Consider the following 14,033-nt stretch of genomic DNA (forward strand, 5'->3'; position numbering starts at 1 on the left):
GGCTCCCTACTTCAGCTTGGCGGCGACCTGTTCGGCGTGCTGCTGGTGGCCCTGAAAAATCTTCAGGCCGGTCTGCAGCAGGCTTTTCAACTCGGCATTGCTGGCCGACGGAATCAGCTGCGTCTCCAGCGCGCCGTTGACGGCCTTGTGGTAGGCGACCTCGTTGGCGACATAGGCCTTGTCGTATTCGGCGCCCTTCAGCCTGGCGAGTTCATTAAGCTTCTCGGTGGCCTGCTTCGACAGCGCCTTGCTGGTGTCGTTGTCCTCCGGCGTCACGTTCAGCTTCTTGACGAGGTCGAGCGCCTGCTTGTTCACGGCCTCATGGTCGCGCACCATGTCCTGCGCGAACGCCTTGACGTCCTTGTTGCCGGCCTTTTCGATCGCCTGCTTGGCGGCAGCGATGTCGATGACCCCTGCGGTGTAGGCGATATGCGCGATCTGGGGATCGGTGGGCTTTGCGCCTTGCGCCAGCGCAGCGCTGCTTAGGATGCTCAATGCGGCGATCGCCGCGCTCAATCGAACGAACATGTCTGACACTCCTGTGGCGCGGCGCTGAGGCCGCGCGTTGTTGATGCACAGGAGTTGGATGGTCGTGGAGTGCAGAGGTTCCCGGAAAAATTAACCGTATCCTAGTCGCTTCAGCACCGTGTCCGTCAGCCGCTCGCAGCGCTTGCCGGCAAATGGGAACGCTTCCATCACCACGGGACCAATTTTCTTCTCGACGATGTCGCGCAGCATCGTGCGGGCGCGGTGCAGCCGGCTCTTCACGGTCTCGGGCTTGAGCGAGAGGATCTCGGCAGTCTCTTCCACATTCATGCCCTCGATCACGCGGGTGATGAAGACGAGACGGAACGCTTCCGGCAATTCATCGATGGCATGTTCGACGACGGCTTGGATTTCACGCTGGGCCATTGATTTTTCCGGATCGTTGGCGGCGGCAAGAGGAAACGGAATGATCTGGGCTTCAAGCGCGCCCTGCGGCAATGAATCGATCTCGACGGCGGGCCGCTGGCGGCGCAGCCGGCCGAGCGCCTCATTCATGGCGATCCGCGACAGCCAGGTCGACAGGCTGGAATCGCCGCGAAAGCTTTCCAGATGTGTGAAGGCGCGGACGTAGGCTTCCTGCACCACATCCTCGGCCTCGCCATCGTTGCGCAGGATGCCGCGGGCGAGCCGGTAGAGCCGGCGGTTGTTCGCCTGCATGATCGCGCGCACCGCCGCCTCCTCGCGGGCCAGCGCACGCCGCACCAGCTCGATGTCGCCGGTGTCGAGCGGCGCGATATTCGGGACAGGGACCTGACGCATGATGTCCACCAATAACAGGGTATTGGGATTGGATGCGGGGAGGATAAAAAGGTTCCTGGAATATTTCGGAGCCGTAGAGTGGGCAAAGGCGCGTCTGCGCCGTGCCCACCATCTCTCATTCGCGAAATGGATGGTGGGCACGCTTCGCTTTGCCCACCCTACATGTCCGTCAAGCCGCCGGCACCTGATCGAGGAACCCGATGATGCTGCGGATGCGTCCATCGCGGAGCACTGCGAAATCGGTTCCCTTGATCGGGCTGTCGCCGCCATCGGGTCCCAGTCCCCAGGAAAAGCGGACATGATCGCCAAAGCCATTGGGCTCGCCGATCAGCCTGAACCTGAAATCCGGAAACCGCTGCTGCACGCCCGATATCAGCGCGTCCACGTCGTCATGGCCGTCGCCCGACATTAGGGGGTCAACATATCGGGCGTCGCTGGTCCAGTTCGCAGCCAGCATTTCGCGGCGGCGGCCGGGCGTTCGCTCGTTCCACAGATCGATGTAGTTGCGGGCAATCTTGCTGATGTCGGTCATCGTGCTCTCCTTCGCATGTGCCGAATGGGCCGGCTGACCGACTATTGGAAATTCGCCCGCGCTAATCGATTACCTCCGAGGTCAAGGGTTTGACCTCGGAGGTCTGGGGATTCGAGGTGATGATCAATCGGGCTAGGGCCCGCGCCGGATTTGGCGTAAAAGCACGATCTCGACCTCGTTGGTTCCTGATCAGGAGCAAAGCTGGGCGTGACAGAGAAGACAAAGCCGGAGCAGCATGCGGGCGCCGACTGGGCGCAACAGGTATGGCTGTGGCCGCTGCAAGCCACGAAGCTGGCGTTCGACAGCTACGCGCAATGGTTCGCCGATCCCAAGCCCGCGCCTTCCCGTGCGCCCGAGCAAGCGCCGCTCGCCTGGACCACGCCAAATACGGTGACCCTGCAACTTCCATCGATGCGCTTACGGCAATTCTTGCAAGGGAAGGCGGAGCAACAGCCGGTTCTCGTCTGCGCGCCCTATGCGCTGCATAGCGCGCTGGTCGCGGACTTTGCGCCGGGCCACAGTTTGGTCGAGGCGCTGCACAAGGGCGGCATCGACCGCGTCTATGTCTCTGACTGGTGCTCGGCCACGGCCGACATGCGCCAGATGTCGATCGACAATTATCTTGCCGAGCTCAATGTGGCGATCGACGAGATTGGCGCGCCGGTCGATCTGGTCGGCCTGTGCCAGGGCGGATGGCTGTCGCTGGTCTATGCCGCGCGTTTTCCCGGCAAGGTGCGGCGGCTCGTGCTTGCCGGCGCGCCTGTCGATATCTCCACGCCGTCAGAACTCTCGAAGATGGTGGCCGCACTTCCGCATCAGGCCTTCGAGCAGATGGTGCAGCAGGGCGATGGCCTCGTCAGCGGCGAGCACATGCTTAAGCTCTGGAACATTCCGTTCAGCCAGCATGACGTGGAAGCCGTGCTGCAAAAGAATCTCGGCGATGGATCGGATGAGGCGCAGATGCTGCTGGATCGTTTCGAACGCTGGGATCGCGCGACGCTGGACCTGCCGGGGACCTATTATCTCGAGGTGGCCGAGCAGGTTTTCCGGCAAAACCTGATCGCTAAAGGCCGCTTCGTCGCGCTCGGCCGCAGGATCGATCTCACTGAAGTACGCGTGCCGGTCTTCCTGCTGGCGGGAGCGGACGACATCGTCGTTCCGCGCGATCAGGCGTTCGCCACGGTGCCGCTGTTGGGCACGCGGTCGGCGTGGCTGGAACGGGCCTGCGAGCCGTGCGGTCACCTCAGCCTTTTCATGGGACGCAAGGTCTTGAGCCATTCCTGGCGCCGGATCGCCCGCTGGCTTCAGGCCGACATCAGCGATGTTGCCGGCGCAAAAATCCGCGCGTGAGATGCAAATGAAAATGCCCCGGATTGCGTCTGCAATCCGGGGCAGCTAGATGCCTTGCTACGGTAGGCCTTACTTCGCCGCGACCACCATGATCTCGACATTGTACTGCGGCGCGGCGAGCTTGGCCTCGACGGTGGCGCGCGCCGGCGTGTTGCCGGCCGATACCCAGCCGTCCCACGCCGCGTTCATTTCGGGAAACGTCTTCATGTCGGTGATGTAGATCGTGGCGGACAAGAGCTTCGACTTGTCGGTGCCGGCCTTGGCGAGATGGCCGTCGATGATCGCGAGGATGTCTTGCGTCTGCTCGGTCACGCTCTTGCCGGCCGCCTTGCCGGCGACGACGCCCGCGAGATAGACGGTGTTGCCGTGGACGACGACCTGGCTCATGCGAGGTCCGGTTTCGAAGCGCTGGATGGTCATGTTTTTCTCCTGATAAGGGGCGGCGGCTTCTTAGCGCGCTCACGCCTCGAGGACTACTGCGTTATTTGCATCGAACCTCGGCACAGGCGAGCGGAAGCGACGCCGTCCTTCAGGCGGCTATGCCAGGCCTTGACGGGGAGGCGTTTCACCCCGCCGCCTTTGCCGCCGCGCGTCCCGCATTTCGCCCTGAGAACAGGCATCCTCCCAGGAAAGTGCCTTCCAGCGAACGGTAGCCGTGCACGCCGCCGCCGCCGAAGCCGGCGGCTTCGCCTGCGGCATAAAGTCCCCGGATGATCTCGCCGCTCGTGCCGAACACGCGCGAGTCCAGATCGGTCTCGAAGCCGCCCAGCGTCTTGCGCGTCAGGATGTTGAGCTTGACCGCGATCAGCGGGCCGTGTGCGGGATCGAGAATACGATGCGGCTTCGCCGTGCGGATCAGTTTGTCGCCGATGTAACGGCGCGCATTGTGCAGGTTCATCACCTGCGCGTCCTTGACGTAGGGGTTGGTGATCTCGCGGTCCCGCGCCTCGATCTGCGCCTTGATGTGGTCGTGCTGGAGCAGGCCGTCGCCTGAAAGCGCATTCATCGCGCTGACGAGGTCGGCGAGATTGTCGCGCACGATGAAATCCGCGCCGTTCTTCTTGAACGCTTCCACCGGCGCTGGTGCGCCCTTGTTGGTGGCGCGCTTGATGGTCATGCGCCAGCTCTTGCCGGTGAGGTCCGGATTCTGCTCGGAGCCGGAGAGCGCAAACTCTTTCTTGATGATGCTCTGGGTCAGGATGAACCAGGAATAATCGTATCCGGTCGACATGATGTAGTGCAGCTGGCCGAGGGTGTCGGAGCCGGGGAACAGCGGCGCGGGCAGCCGCTTGCCCGTGGCGTCGAACCACATCGACGACGGGCCGGGCAGGATGCGGATGCCGTGGCGCGGCCAGATCGGATTCCAGTTTCGGATACCCTCGACGTAATGCCACATCCGGTCGCGGTTGATCAGCCGCGCGCCGGCGGCCTCGGTGATGCCGATCATGCGGCCGTCGACATGTTCGGGCACGCCGGAGATCATGAATTTCGGCGGCTCGCCCAGGCGCTTCGGCCAGTTCTGCCGGACCATGTCGTGATTGCCGCCGATGCCGCCGGAAGCGACGATCACGGCCTGCGCGCGCAAGCTGAAATCGCCCACGACCTTGCGCGAGGAGCTCTTGCCGCGCTCGACGCTGTCAGGTTCGAGCACCGAACCACTGATGCCCTCGACCGCGCCGTTCGCCATCACGAGTGTGTCGACGCGGTGGCGAAACCTGAACGTTAACCGGCCTTTTGTTTGCGCTTCGCGTGCGCGGCGTACGAACGGCTCGACAATGCCCGGGCCGGTGCCCCAGGTGACGTGAAAGCGCGGCACCGAATTGCCGTGGCCCATCGCGTCATAGCCGCCGCGCTCGGCCCAGCCGACCACCGGAAAAATACGGTGGCCCATCGCGCGCAGCCAGTTGCGCTTCTCGCCAGCCGCGAACGCGACATAGGCTTCCGCCCATTGCTTGGGCCAATGGTCGTCGTCGCGGTCGAAGCCCGCGGTCCCCATCCAGTCTTGCAGTGCGAGCTCGTAGGAATCCTTAATGCCGAGCCGGCGCTGCTCGGGAGAGTCCACCAGGAAGAGTCCGCCGAACGACCAAAAGGCTTGTCCGCCAAGGCTTTGTTCGCCTTCCTGATCGACGACGATGACGCGCTTGCCGGCGTCTGCGATTTCGGTCGCCGCGACCAGCCCCGCCAGTCCGCCGCCGACCACAATTACGTCTGTGACCTCAGTCATCGTTTCCTCCCCCGTGCCATTTATGATTCAAGCCCGCGTCCTCGCGCGCGGTCAACGGCAAAGCGTCTTGCCTGTGGCTGCGTCGCCACCCTCGGCGAGAGTCGTTTGTTCCAGTATGGGACCTTTTCGCGCGGAGGGTGCAGCGGCCCGGCAACACTTAATTTGAATTTGTTTTGACGGGCTGTGTCTGCCTAGACAAAATCACGATCTCAAACGACGCTACATCCTGTCTTGCATCACTAAGACAATCAGATTCGGTTTCGACATTTCTTCGACTGGGGCTGGGATATGAAGCTGGTGACGGGGTTGCTTGCAGCGGTGCTGCTGCTGGCGGGGGTAGGGGCGAGCCATGCGGTGGTGCGGATTGCCGACGACCGCGGCGGCCGGATCGGCACCTATGTCGACAAGTACCAGGGCCTGCGCACCTCGGGCGAAACCGTCATCATCGATGGGCTCTGCGCCTCGGCCTGCACCATCGTGCTCGGCGCGGTTCCCCATGACCGTATCTGTGTGACGTCACACGCCAATCTCGGCTTTCATGCCGCCTGGGATTTCGGCGCCAACGGCCGCGCCGTCACCAACGCCGAAGCCACCCACATGCTGTATTCGATGTATCCGCCAGCGGTCCGGAAGTGGATTGCGGCGCGTGGCGGCCTGACCCAGCGCATGCTCTTCCTGCGCGGCAAGCAGCTGCAGTCGATGTACAAGCCCTGCTACCTCGACGCGCAAGCCTCCACCAACAAGCCGGCATCATCGCGCTGAACCAGGGCGGCCGTTTCGCCGAAAGGTGACGTCGTGGCCGGGTCTTCCGGCCATTTACTTTTCGTGCACCTCTCGCCCAGTCTGCCCCTCCGCATGACGTGATGTCCGGCGCGGCCATTCCGCTTGCCTGCCCCGGGAACTAGCCCTATCTGAAACGCATGGCTCAACCGATCTCCACCCAAGCCGGAATGATGACCGCGACCTCGCGTCAGGGCAGGGTGGCGTCCATGATCGTTTGGAGCGCAGCCGCCCTCGGCGCGCTGGCCGTGCTCGGCGCGGCGGCATTGTGGTTCCATTACGGCACCGCGGTGTTTTTCGAGATGATCGCCGCCGGCATCTCGGCCTGCTTCTGATACGGCGAAAAGGAAATCCACGATGGACCGGACGATCCGCCCGCTGGTGATTATCGCTGCCTTTGCCACGAGCCTCGTGGTCGGGCTGGTGATCATGCTGTGGGCGATGGGCGGCTTGCGCACCGTGACCGCGCCGGCTGCGATCGGCGGTCCGTTTCAACTGACCGACCAGGCCGGCCAGGCCGTCACCGAGCAGAATTTGAAGGGCAAGCCGACGCTGATCTTCTTCGGCTTTACCCATTGCCCGGATGTTTGCCCGACCTCGCTGTTCGAGATTTCCGAGGTCTTGAAGGCAATGGGCACGGACGCCGACAAGGTCAACGCCTGGTTCGTTTCCGTTGATCCCGAGCGCGACACGGCGGCCGCGATGAAGGACTATCTCTCCAGCTTCGATCCGCATTTGAAGGGGCTGACCGGGGAGCCTGCGGCGGTAGCCAAGGTGATTTCAGCCTATCGGGTCTATGCCAGAAAAGTCCCGCTCAAGGACGGCGACTACACCATGGACCATACCGCGCTGGTCTATCTGATGGACCGCGACGGCCATTTCGTAGCGCCCTTCAACCTGAAACGGACGCCAGCAGAAGCGGCCAAGGATTTGAAGCGCTATCTCTAAGCCGGCAGGGCTGGCCAAAAGCTCCAAAAACGGCCCTCGCATCATGGGTCGGATGGTCTATAAGGCCGTGAATTCCGCAAGCATTGCCGAAGATGCCATATCTTAACGCACCGTTAACCAATGCAAGACTGCGTCGAAGCGTCCGCGCCTGGCTGGCCGGGCTATCGATTGCGTTCGCCTTGATGGCTGTTGGCGGTGCTGCGCAGGCGCAGACCCAACCCCGCCCGGCGGTCGAGGCGGCACCGCAGGCGGTGCCTGGTTTCTGGGACCCGCGGCGCCGTCCGGATCGGCCGGACATGTCGCGCCTCACCGTGATCCGGTTCCTGACCGAGACCGATTACCCGCCGTTCAACTTCACCGGTGCCGACGGCAATCCCGCCGGCTTCAATGTCGATCTGGCGCGCGCGCTGTGCGACGAGATCAAGATTTCCTGCACCGTCCAGATGCGCCGGTTCGAGACGCTGGTCGACGCCATTACCAGCAACCGCGGCGACGCCATCATCGCCTCCATGGCGGTGACGCCGGCCTTGCGCGCCAGGCTCGATTTCACCGATCCCTATTACCGCGCGCCGGCGCGCTTCGTGTCGCGGCGCGACGCTGTCATGCCGGAGATCCGCCCTGAATATCTCGAAGGCAAGAAGGTCGGCGTCATCGCCGGCACTTCGCACGAGGCCTATCTGAAGGCGATGTTCACCGACGCCGAGCTCAAATCCTATCCCAATGACGACGCGTTGCGGCTCGCCTTGCGGCGGAGCGAGGTCGATTTCATCTTCGGCGACGCGATCTCGCTGGCGTTCTGGATCAACGGCACCGATTCGGGCGAATGCTGCGCGTTCTCGGGCGGGCCCTTTGTCGAGAGCCGCTATTTCGGCGAGGGCATCGGCATCGCCGTTCGCAAGGGCAACGATCTGCTGCGGACGTCGCTGAACTGGGCGCTGTTCCGGATCTGGGAAAAAGGCCGCTTCACTGATTTGTGGCTGCGGTATTTTTCGATCAGTCCGTTTTAGGAGTTTGCTTCGTAGCTTCGTAGGGTGGGCAAAGCGAAGCGTGCCCACCATCGGAGACGCAGACCGGCGAGAGAGGGTGGGCACGGCGCAAGTGCGCCTTTGCCCACCCTACGGAGTTTCGGCCGTCATTTTGCATTTTTGCGCGGAAGCGCTAGTTTCCGCGGCTTCCGGAGAGAGCCCTTACAAAATGTCCACGATAGACCATGCCTTTAGCCCGAGCGATTTGCGCGCGCTCGCCGAACAATCCAACGCCTGGCCGTTCGAGCAGGCCAAAGCGATTGTCGCGCGGCTGAAGAAAAACCCGAAGGACGAGGTGCTGTTCGAGACCGGTTACGGTCCATCGGGCCTGCCGCATATCGGCACGTTTGGCGAGGTCGCGCGCACCAGCATGGTGCGCCATGCCTTCCGCGTGCTGACCGAGGACAAGATCAAGACGCGGCTTCTGGCGTTTTCCGACGACATGGACGGCCTGCGCAAGGTGCCGGACAATGTGCCGAACAAGGAGCTGCTGGAAGCCAATCTCGGCAAGCCGCTGACCAAGGTGCCCGATCCCTTCGGCACCCATCCAAGCTTCGGCCAGCACAACAACGCGCGGCTGCGCGCCTTCCTGGATCAGTTCGGATTCGACTACGAATTCGCAAGCGCGACCGACTACTACACCTCGGGCAAGTTCGACGCCGCGCTGCTGCGCATGCTGGAGCGGATCGAGAAGGTGATGGCGATCATGCTGCCGTCATTGCGCGAGGAGCGCGCGGCGAGCTATTCGCCGTTCTTGCCGATCTGCCCGCGCACGGGCCTCGTGCTCTACGTGCCGGTGACCGCGCATGACGCCAAGGCCGGTACGATCTCCTATGAAGATCCCGAGACCAGGGAGAGCGTCACCGTTCCCGTCACCGGCGGCCACTGCAAGCTGCAGTGGAAGCCGGATTGGGCGATGCGCTGGTTCGCGCTCGGCGTCGACTATGAAATGGCAGGCAAGGACCTGATCGACTCGGTGAAGCTTTCCGGCAAGATTTGTTCGGCGCTCGGCGGCACGCCGCCGGAGGGGTTCAATTTCGAACTGTTCCTCGACGAAAAGGGCCAGAAGATTTCGAAGTCGAAGGGCAACGGCCTCACCATCGACGAATGGCTGCGCTATGCGTCGCCGGAATCGCTGTCGCTGTTCATGTACCGCGAGCCAAAGGCGGCGAAGCGGCTCTATTTCGACGTCATCCCGCGCAACGTCGACGATTATCAGCAATTCCTCGACGGCTTCACGCGGCAGGATGCCAAGCAGCAGCTCGCCAATCCGGTCTGGCACATCCATGCCGGCAAGCCGCCGAAGGCCGACATGCCGGTCACGTTCCAGTTGTTGCTAACGCTGGTGTCGTCGTCGAATGCGGAGAATGCCGAGACGCTGTGGGGTTTCATCGGGCGCTATCGTCCCGGCGTGACGCCGCAGACCCATGCGAAGCTCGATGCGATGGTCGGCTACGCCATCAACTACTATCGCGACTTCGTGGCGCCGACCAAGCAGTTCCGCGAGCCGACCGAGGGCGAGCGCGCCGCGCTGCAGGACCTGCGCGATGCGCTGTCGAACATGCCGGCGGGATCATCGGCGGAAGACATCCAGAACGTGGTCTACGAAATCGGCCGCCGCGAGCCGTTTCTGGATCCGGTGAAGAAGGGCAAGGATGGCCGGCCCGGCGTCTCGCTCGACTGGTTCAACATGCTCTATCAGGTGCTGCTCGGCCAGGAGAAGGGCCCACGCTTCGGCTCGTTCGTCGCGGTGTATGGCGTGACGAATGCGGTCAACATGATCGACGGAGCGCTGGCACGGAGCGCGTAGCTCTCTCCGTCGTCCCTGCCTAGTGCGCAATTGCGTACGGGCGCAGGGACCCAGTTCGTAGCCCGGATGGAGCGCAGCGAAATCCGGGAAAGTGCAAGCGGCGTGAGCGGTCCAGGATTGCGCTTCGCTCCATCCGGGCTACGCCTCGGTCCGAGGCAGAGCCCGCAAAGTCGGATGGCAGGCCCGCTGCAATTTCAGCCATGCCCGCGCCGGATTGCGCTACAATCCTCCCATAACAGCCGTCAAAGCCTCCGCCGAGGGGCAGGCATCACAGCGGATCAGGGAGAAAGCTGATGCAGTTCAGGGTTTCGCCAAAATCGCTTCAGGACAATGTCAGCACCGAGCAATGGCAGGCGCGGGTCGATCTCGCGGCCGCGCACCGGCTGGCGTTCATCCAGGGTTTTTCCGAAGGCATCTTCAACCATCTGACCTTCGTGGTGCCTGATAGCACCGATCGCTATTACCAGATCCCGTTCGGCACGCATTGGTCCGAGGTCACCGCTTCCTGCTTCATGGAAGTCGGCATCGACGACGGCGAGGTCAAGCGCGGCGAGGGCGAGGTGGAGCGTTCCTGCTATTGCATCCACGCGCCGATCCACAAGGCGCTGCCGCAGGCGAAGGCGGTGTTTCACACCCACATGCCGCACGCCAGCGCGCTGACGCGGCTCGAAGACCCCCGCATCAAGGAAATCGGCCAGACCGAGGTCGGGCTGTCGGGCGCCATCGCCTATGACGACGAATATACCGGCCCGGCGCTCGATCCCGCCGAAGGCGCGCGGCTCGCAAGAGTCATCGGCGACAAGACCGTGCTGTTCATGGCCAATCACGGCATCTCCACCGTCGGCGCCACCGTCGCCGAAGCCTACGACATGCTCTACTACGTCGAGCGTGCGGCGCAGGTGCAGATCTACGCGATGTGGACCGGGCAGAGGTTGAAGCAGCTTCCGGCGCCCGTGGTGGAGAAAACCAAGCGCGACTACAAGGACGAGCATCTCTACAAGGGACCGACTCCGGCCCAGCGGCATTTCGATGCCTTGAAGCGGATGCTGGACCGCAAGGAGCCGGATTACGCGACGTAGTTTCTTTTTCCCTTCTCCCCTTGTGGGAGAAGGGAAGGCAGTCAGCTCGCCGCTCTGACTTTATCCGCAAATCGGTGCCAGATTTCCGGCCGCCAGCTTCCGTTGGCGGCGCCCGAGGTCGAAGGCAATATCCAGACCCTGGTATCGCCAATCAGCTCCAACTGCTCGCCATAGTCTCGCTTGCCGTCGAAGAATTTTTGTCCAGCCGTCTTGCTGGTGAAGGCGAGAAATCGCGGACGGAATGTCGCGATGGCATCGCTCAGCCGGGCACGGTCCGCCGTCGTCAGCTTCGGAAGCGTCGCACGGTCCATCCCCGCGCCCGCTTTCACCAGATCAGTCAGGCCGATCCCATATTGCAGCAGGTTGCGGAATTGACGCGGCTGCAGCGGCTCCGGCGTGAGTCTCGTTTCGTGCAAAATCTTCCAGAACTTGTTTTGCCGGTGCGCGTAGTACGCCCGCTCGGCGGCGGATGTGGTTCCGGCGGCGGTTCCGCACAACACGATGCGAAGGGAATGTTGCAGCAGGTCGCTCAGCACATCAGTCACGGAGCGACGAATCCTACTGGCTCGCCCACACGATCCTTGCGATCCACGCCACATCTTCGGCGTCGAGCGTGCGATCGGCCTGGGCCGGGTTGAGCGACTGCAGTTCCAGCGTCCTGGTGGTGCGGCGCTTCAATTCCTTGACCATCACTTCGCCGTCCGACGTCTTGAGCACGACGCGGTCGCCGCGGCGGATCGGCGTTCCCGGCGACACCACGATGATGTCGCCGTCGCGATAAGCGGGCTTCATCGAATCGCCCGAGATCTCGAGCGCGTAGGCGTGCTCGTCAGAGGCCTGTGGCAGCGCCACCTCGTCCCAGCCACGGCCGGCGGGGAAGCCGCTCTCGTCGAAATGGCCGCCGCCGCCGGCTTGCGCCAGCCCCAGCAGCGGCACCGATTGCAGGCTGCGCGCGCCATCGCCGATCAACTGCACAAAGGTGTCGATCGACGAATTGGTCGCGGCCAGCGCCTTGGAAACCGATTCGGTCGAAGGCCAGCGCTCGCGGCCATCGGCGGTGATGCGCTTGGACTTGTTGAAAGTCGTGGGGTCTAGGCCACTGCGCTTGGCAAGGCCGGACGGCGACATCCCGGCGCGTTCGGCCAGCCGGTCGAGCGCGGTCCAGACCTGGCCATGGGTCAGAATCCGTTGCGCCTTGGATTGTCTCGCCATCGAAAATCCCTGAATCGCCTAGGAATTATTGCCTCATTCGGCCGGTTTGCGCAAATCTCGCGTGGCGTTTCCAGCGAAAGCCTGCACCGGACTTGATCCGGGTGGACACCGGTTCGCGTGAAGAAAACGCCTCAAAACAAGAAATTGGCGCCCGGTTCTGTCGAATAAGAGCCGAACAGGCGCAGCACCTGGTGCAGCAGCGCTTGAGTTGGCGGCCTGCCGCCTTTACGGTCGGCCGCCACCCCGGCCATTTCCGGGAAAATCCCAAGCCACTCAACGACAAGCCCGGAAAGCCGTGCGCACGATCTATAAAATCACTCCCGCCTCGGCCTGGCGCGAGGCCGAACGGCAGGGCGTCTACCGGGGCAGCAGCGACGATCTGCGCGACGGCTTCATTCATTTCTCCACGGCGTCCCAGGTCGCCGAGACGGCGCGAAAGCATTATTTCGGCCAGACCGGCCTGTTCCTGGTCGCGGTCGACGCGGATGCGCTCGGCGATGCCTTGCGCTGGGAGCCTTCGCGCAACGACGAACTGTTCCCGCATCTCTATGGCGAACTCGATCTCGGCGCGGTGACCGACATCCTCGACATGCGCGCGCGGTCCGACGGCTATCACGACATTCCGGAGCTTCTCCCGTGATCCGCGCCTTCGACGCCTTTTCGCTGCCGCTGCTGCGCTGGTTCGATCCGGAAGACGCGCATCGCATGGCGATCCATGGCCTGCGGCTGCTGCCCCCGGTCAAGCCGCGGGCCGACGACCACAAGCTGGCGGTGCGGGCCTTCGGCCTGAATTTTCCCAATCCGATCGGCATGGCCGCGGGCTTCGACAAGAGCGCGGAGGTGCCCGACGCGCTGTTGCGGCTCGGTTTCGGCTTCGTCGAAATCGGCACGGTGACGCCGAGGCCGCAGGGCGGCAATCCGCGGCCGCGGCTGTTCCGGCTGGAGCGGGATGAAGCCGTGATCAACCGCATGGGCTTCAACAATGACGGCGCCGAGGCCGCGCTGCGCCGGCTTGCGGCGCGCGCCCACCATGGCGGCATCGTCGGCGTCAATGTCGGGGCCAACAAGGATTCGTCCGACCGCGTCGCCGACTACGTCAAGCTGATCGAGACATTTGCGCCGGTCGCGAGCTATTTCACCGTCAACGTCTCCTCGCCGAACACGCCGGGCCTGCGCAATCTGCAGCAATCCGCGGCGCTCGACGACCTGCTTGCCAAGGTCATCGATGCCAGGGAGCGGGTGCGCAGGAATGCCGGCGATTCGCCGGTGCTGCTCAAGATCGCGCCGGATCTGAGTTTGACTGAACTCGACGACGTCGTGCACATCGCGCGCTCGCGCCGGGTCGACGGCATGATCGTCGCCAACACCACGCTGGCGCGGCCCTCGTCCTTGCGCGAACAGGCCCGCGCGAAAGAGCAGGGCGGACTATCCGGACGGCCGCTGTTTCGATTATCGACGCGCATGGTGGCCGAGACCTATGTCCGCACCGAAGGCGCGTTTCCGCTGATCGGCGTCGGCGGCATCGATACCGGCGGCGCCGCGTTGACGAAGATCCGCGCCGGCGCCAGCCTGATCCAGCTCTACTCGTCGCTGGTTTACAAGGGCCTCGGCCTGGTCGACGACATCAAGAACGATCTCGCCTCGACATTGCTGCGAACCGGGCGCGACTCGCTGTCGGAGATCGTCGGCGCCGATGCCGCGACGATCACGGCCGAGGATTGGCCGGTGGTGTAGTTTTTCGCGCGTGAGCGCGTTTGAAGTCACCTCG

At 63.4% G+C, this 14,033-nt stretch carries 16 protein-coding genes; 9 read left to right on the plus strand and 7 right to left on the minus strand.

Translation table 11 applies throughout. From position 1 onward, the window contains the following. Positions 1-6: 6 nt before the first annotated feature. The 3 genes from V1286_RS38150 to V1286_RS38160 all read right to left on the minus strand — a co-directional run bounded on the left by V1286_RS38150 (position 7) and on the right by V1286_RS38160 (position 1,837). Positions 7-528 (minus strand): DUF4142 domain-containing protein, encoded by a 522-nt coding sequence (locus V1286_RS38150; RefSeq protein ID WP_334489211.1) that lies wholly within the window; start codon positions 526-528, stop codon positions 7-9. A gap of 90 nt (positions 529-618) precedes the next feature. After that, the gene (locus V1286_RS38155; protein WP_334489214.1) at positions 619-1,305 is read right to left on the minus strand and encodes an RNA polymerase sigma factor; all 687 of its coding nucleotides are present in this window, start codon (positions 1,303-1,305) and stop codon (positions 619-621) included. A gap of 169 nt (positions 1,306-1,474) precedes the next feature. Next, a complete protein-coding gene (locus tag V1286_RS38160) occupies positions 1,475-1,837 on the minus strand; it encodes a nuclear transport factor 2 family protein (protein WP_334489215.1) in 363 nt (120 codons plus the stop codon). 207 nt (positions 1,838-2,044) lie between these two features. Here V1286_RS38160 and V1286_RS38165 point away from each other — a divergent pair, with 207 nt between their 5' ends. Then, positions 2,045-3,187: an alpha/beta fold hydrolase gene (locus V1286_RS38165; RefSeq protein WP_334489218.1), complete on the plus strand. Its 1,143-nt coding sequence runs from the start codon at positions 2,045-2,047 to the stop codon at positions 3,185-3,187. A 69-nt stretch (positions 3,188-3,256) separates the two neighbouring features. On the opposite strand, the gene V1286_RS38170 is transcribed toward V1286_RS38165, so the two are convergent. Both V1286_RS38170 and V1286_RS38175 read right to left on the minus strand, forming a co-directional pair. Then, complete coding sequence (locus V1286_RS38170) at positions 3,257-3,607, minus strand: RidA family protein (protein ID WP_247782935.1); 351 nt, start codon at positions 3,605-3,607, stop codon at positions 3,257-3,259. A gap of 145 nt (positions 3,608-3,752) precedes the next feature. Beyond that, positions 3,753-5,411, minus strand: coding sequence for an FAD-binding dehydrogenase (locus V1286_RS38175; protein ID WP_334489223.1), 1,659 nt, complete (start codon positions 5,409-5,411; stop codon positions 3,753-3,755). Positions 5,412-5,699: 288 nt separating this feature from the next. Between V1286_RS38175 and V1286_RS38180 the strand changes: the two genes are divergently transcribed. From V1286_RS38180 to V1286_RS38205, 6 genes are all read left to right on the plus strand, one after another. Then, entirely contained in the window at positions 5,700-6,173 is a 474-nt protein-coding gene (locus V1286_RS38180; RefSeq protein WP_108522173.1) for a hypothetical protein, read from the plus strand. Positions 6,174-6,400: 227 nt separating this feature from the next. Then, positions 6,401-6,526 (plus strand): hypothetical protein, encoded by a 126-nt coding sequence (locus tag V1286_RS38185; protein WP_274542300.1) that lies wholly within the window; start codon positions 6,401-6,403, stop codon positions 6,524-6,526. Positions 6,527-6,548: 22 nt separating this feature from the next. Continuing rightward, positions 6,549-7,139: an SCO family protein gene (locus tag V1286_RS38190; protein ID WP_108522175.1), complete on the plus strand. Its 591-nt coding sequence runs from the start codon at positions 6,549-6,551 to the stop codon at positions 7,137-7,139. A gap of 92 nt (positions 7,140-7,231) precedes the next feature. Next, entirely contained in the window at positions 7,232-8,146 is a 915-nt protein-coding gene (locus V1286_RS38195) for a transporter substrate-binding domain-containing protein (protein WP_417021228.1), read from the plus strand. A gap of 187 nt (positions 8,147-8,333) precedes the next feature. Then, on the plus strand, positions 8,334-9,974 hold the full coding sequence (locus tag V1286_RS38200) for a lysine--tRNA ligase (RefSeq protein ID WP_334489227.1): 1,641 nt from the start codon (positions 8,334-8,336) through the stop codon (positions 9,972-9,974). Between the two features lie 293 nt (positions 9,975-10,267). After that, positions 10,268-11,053 (plus strand): class II aldolase/adducin family protein, encoded by a 786-nt coding sequence (locus V1286_RS38205; protein WP_334489230.1) that lies wholly within the window; start codon positions 10,268-10,270, stop codon positions 11,051-11,053. A 41-nt stretch (positions 11,054-11,094) separates the two neighbouring features. Here the strand turns inward: V1286_RS38205 and V1286_RS38210 are convergent, their stop codons facing one another. Both V1286_RS38210 and V1286_RS38215 read right to left on the minus strand, forming a co-directional pair. Continuing rightward, complete coding sequence (locus V1286_RS38210) at positions 11,095-11,598, minus strand: mismatch-specific DNA-glycosylase (RefSeq protein WP_334489232.1); 504 nt, start codon at positions 11,596-11,598, stop codon at positions 11,095-11,097. A 13-nt stretch (positions 11,599-11,611) separates the two neighbouring features. Next, positions 11,612-12,265 (minus strand): S24 family peptidase, encoded by a 654-nt coding sequence (locus tag V1286_RS38215; RefSeq protein WP_334489235.1) that lies wholly within the window; start codon positions 12,263-12,265, stop codon positions 11,612-11,614. 295 nt (positions 12,266-12,560) lie between these two features. Between V1286_RS38215 and V1286_RS38220 the strand changes: the two genes are divergently transcribed. Together V1286_RS38220 and V1286_RS38225 are read left to right on the plus strand one after the other, a co-directional pair. Next, positions 12,561-12,905: a DUF952 domain-containing protein gene (locus V1286_RS38220; RefSeq protein WP_334489238.1), complete on the plus strand. Its 345-nt coding sequence runs from the start codon at positions 12,561-12,563 to the stop codon at positions 12,903-12,905. Then, positions 12,902-13,999: a quinone-dependent dihydroorotate dehydrogenase gene (locus V1286_RS38225; protein WP_334489240.1), complete on the plus strand. Its 1,098-nt coding sequence runs from the start codon at positions 12,902-12,904 to the stop codon at positions 13,997-13,999. Before V1286_RS38220 ends, V1286_RS38225 begins: the two co-directional genes overlap by 4 nt. The last annotated feature ends 34 nt before the right edge of the window (positions 14,000-14,033 follow it).

Source organism: Bradyrhizobium algeriense, assembly GCF_036924595.1.
Lineage (GTDB): Bacteria > Pseudomonadota > Alphaproteobacteria > Rhizobiales > Xanthobacteraceae > Bradyrhizobium > Bradyrhizobium algeriense.

Excerpts from the sequence above, each read along its gene's own strand:
- V1286_RS38190 (WP_108522175.1), top strand. The coding sequence starts at position 6,549 with ATGGACCGGACGATCCGCCCGCTGGTGATTATCGCTGCCTTTGCCACG.
- V1286_RS38180 (WP_108522173.1), top strand. The coding sequence starts at position 5,700 with ATGAAGCTGGTGACGGGGTTGCTTGCAGCGGTGCTGCTGCTGGCGGGG.
- V1286_RS38195 (WP_417021228.1), top strand. The coding sequence starts at position 7,232 with ATGCCATATCTTAACGCACCGTTAACCAATGCAAGACTGCGTCGAAGC.
- V1286_RS38150 (WP_334489211.1), bottom strand. The coding sequence starts at position 528 with ATGTTCGTTCGATTGAGCGCGGCGATCGCCGCATTGAGCATCCTAAGC.
- V1286_RS38200 (WP_334489227.1), top strand. The coding sequence starts at position 8,334 with ATGTCCACGATAGACCATGCCTTTAGCCCGAGCGATTTGCGCGCGCTC.
- V1286_RS38155 (WP_334489214.1), bottom strand. The coding sequence starts at position 1,305 with ATGCGTCAGGTCCCTGTCCCGAATATCGCGCCGCTCGACACCGGCGAC.
- V1286_RS38170 (WP_247782935.1), bottom strand. The coding sequence starts at position 3,607 with ATGACCATCCAGCGCTTCGAAACCGGACCTCGCATGAGCCAGGTCGTC.
- V1286_RS38215 (WP_334489235.1), bottom strand. The coding sequence starts at position 12,265 with ATGGCGAGACAATCCAAGGCGCAACGGATTCTGACCCATGGCCAGGTC.
- V1286_RS38175 (WP_334489223.1), bottom strand. The coding sequence starts at position 5,411 with ATGACTGAGGTCACAGACGTAATTGTGGTCGGCGGCGGACTGGCGGGG.
- V1286_RS38205 (WP_334489230.1), top strand. The coding sequence starts at position 10,268 with ATGCAGTTCAGGGTTTCGCCAAAATCGCTTCAGGACAATGTCAGCACC.
- V1286_RS38185 (WP_274542300.1), top strand. The coding sequence starts at position 6,401 with ATGATCGTTTGGAGCGCAGCCGCCCTCGGCGCGCTGGCCGTGCTCGGC.
- V1286_RS38160 (WP_334489215.1), bottom strand. The coding sequence starts at position 1,837 with ATGACCGACATCAGCAAGATTGCCCGCAACTACATCGATCTGTGGAAC.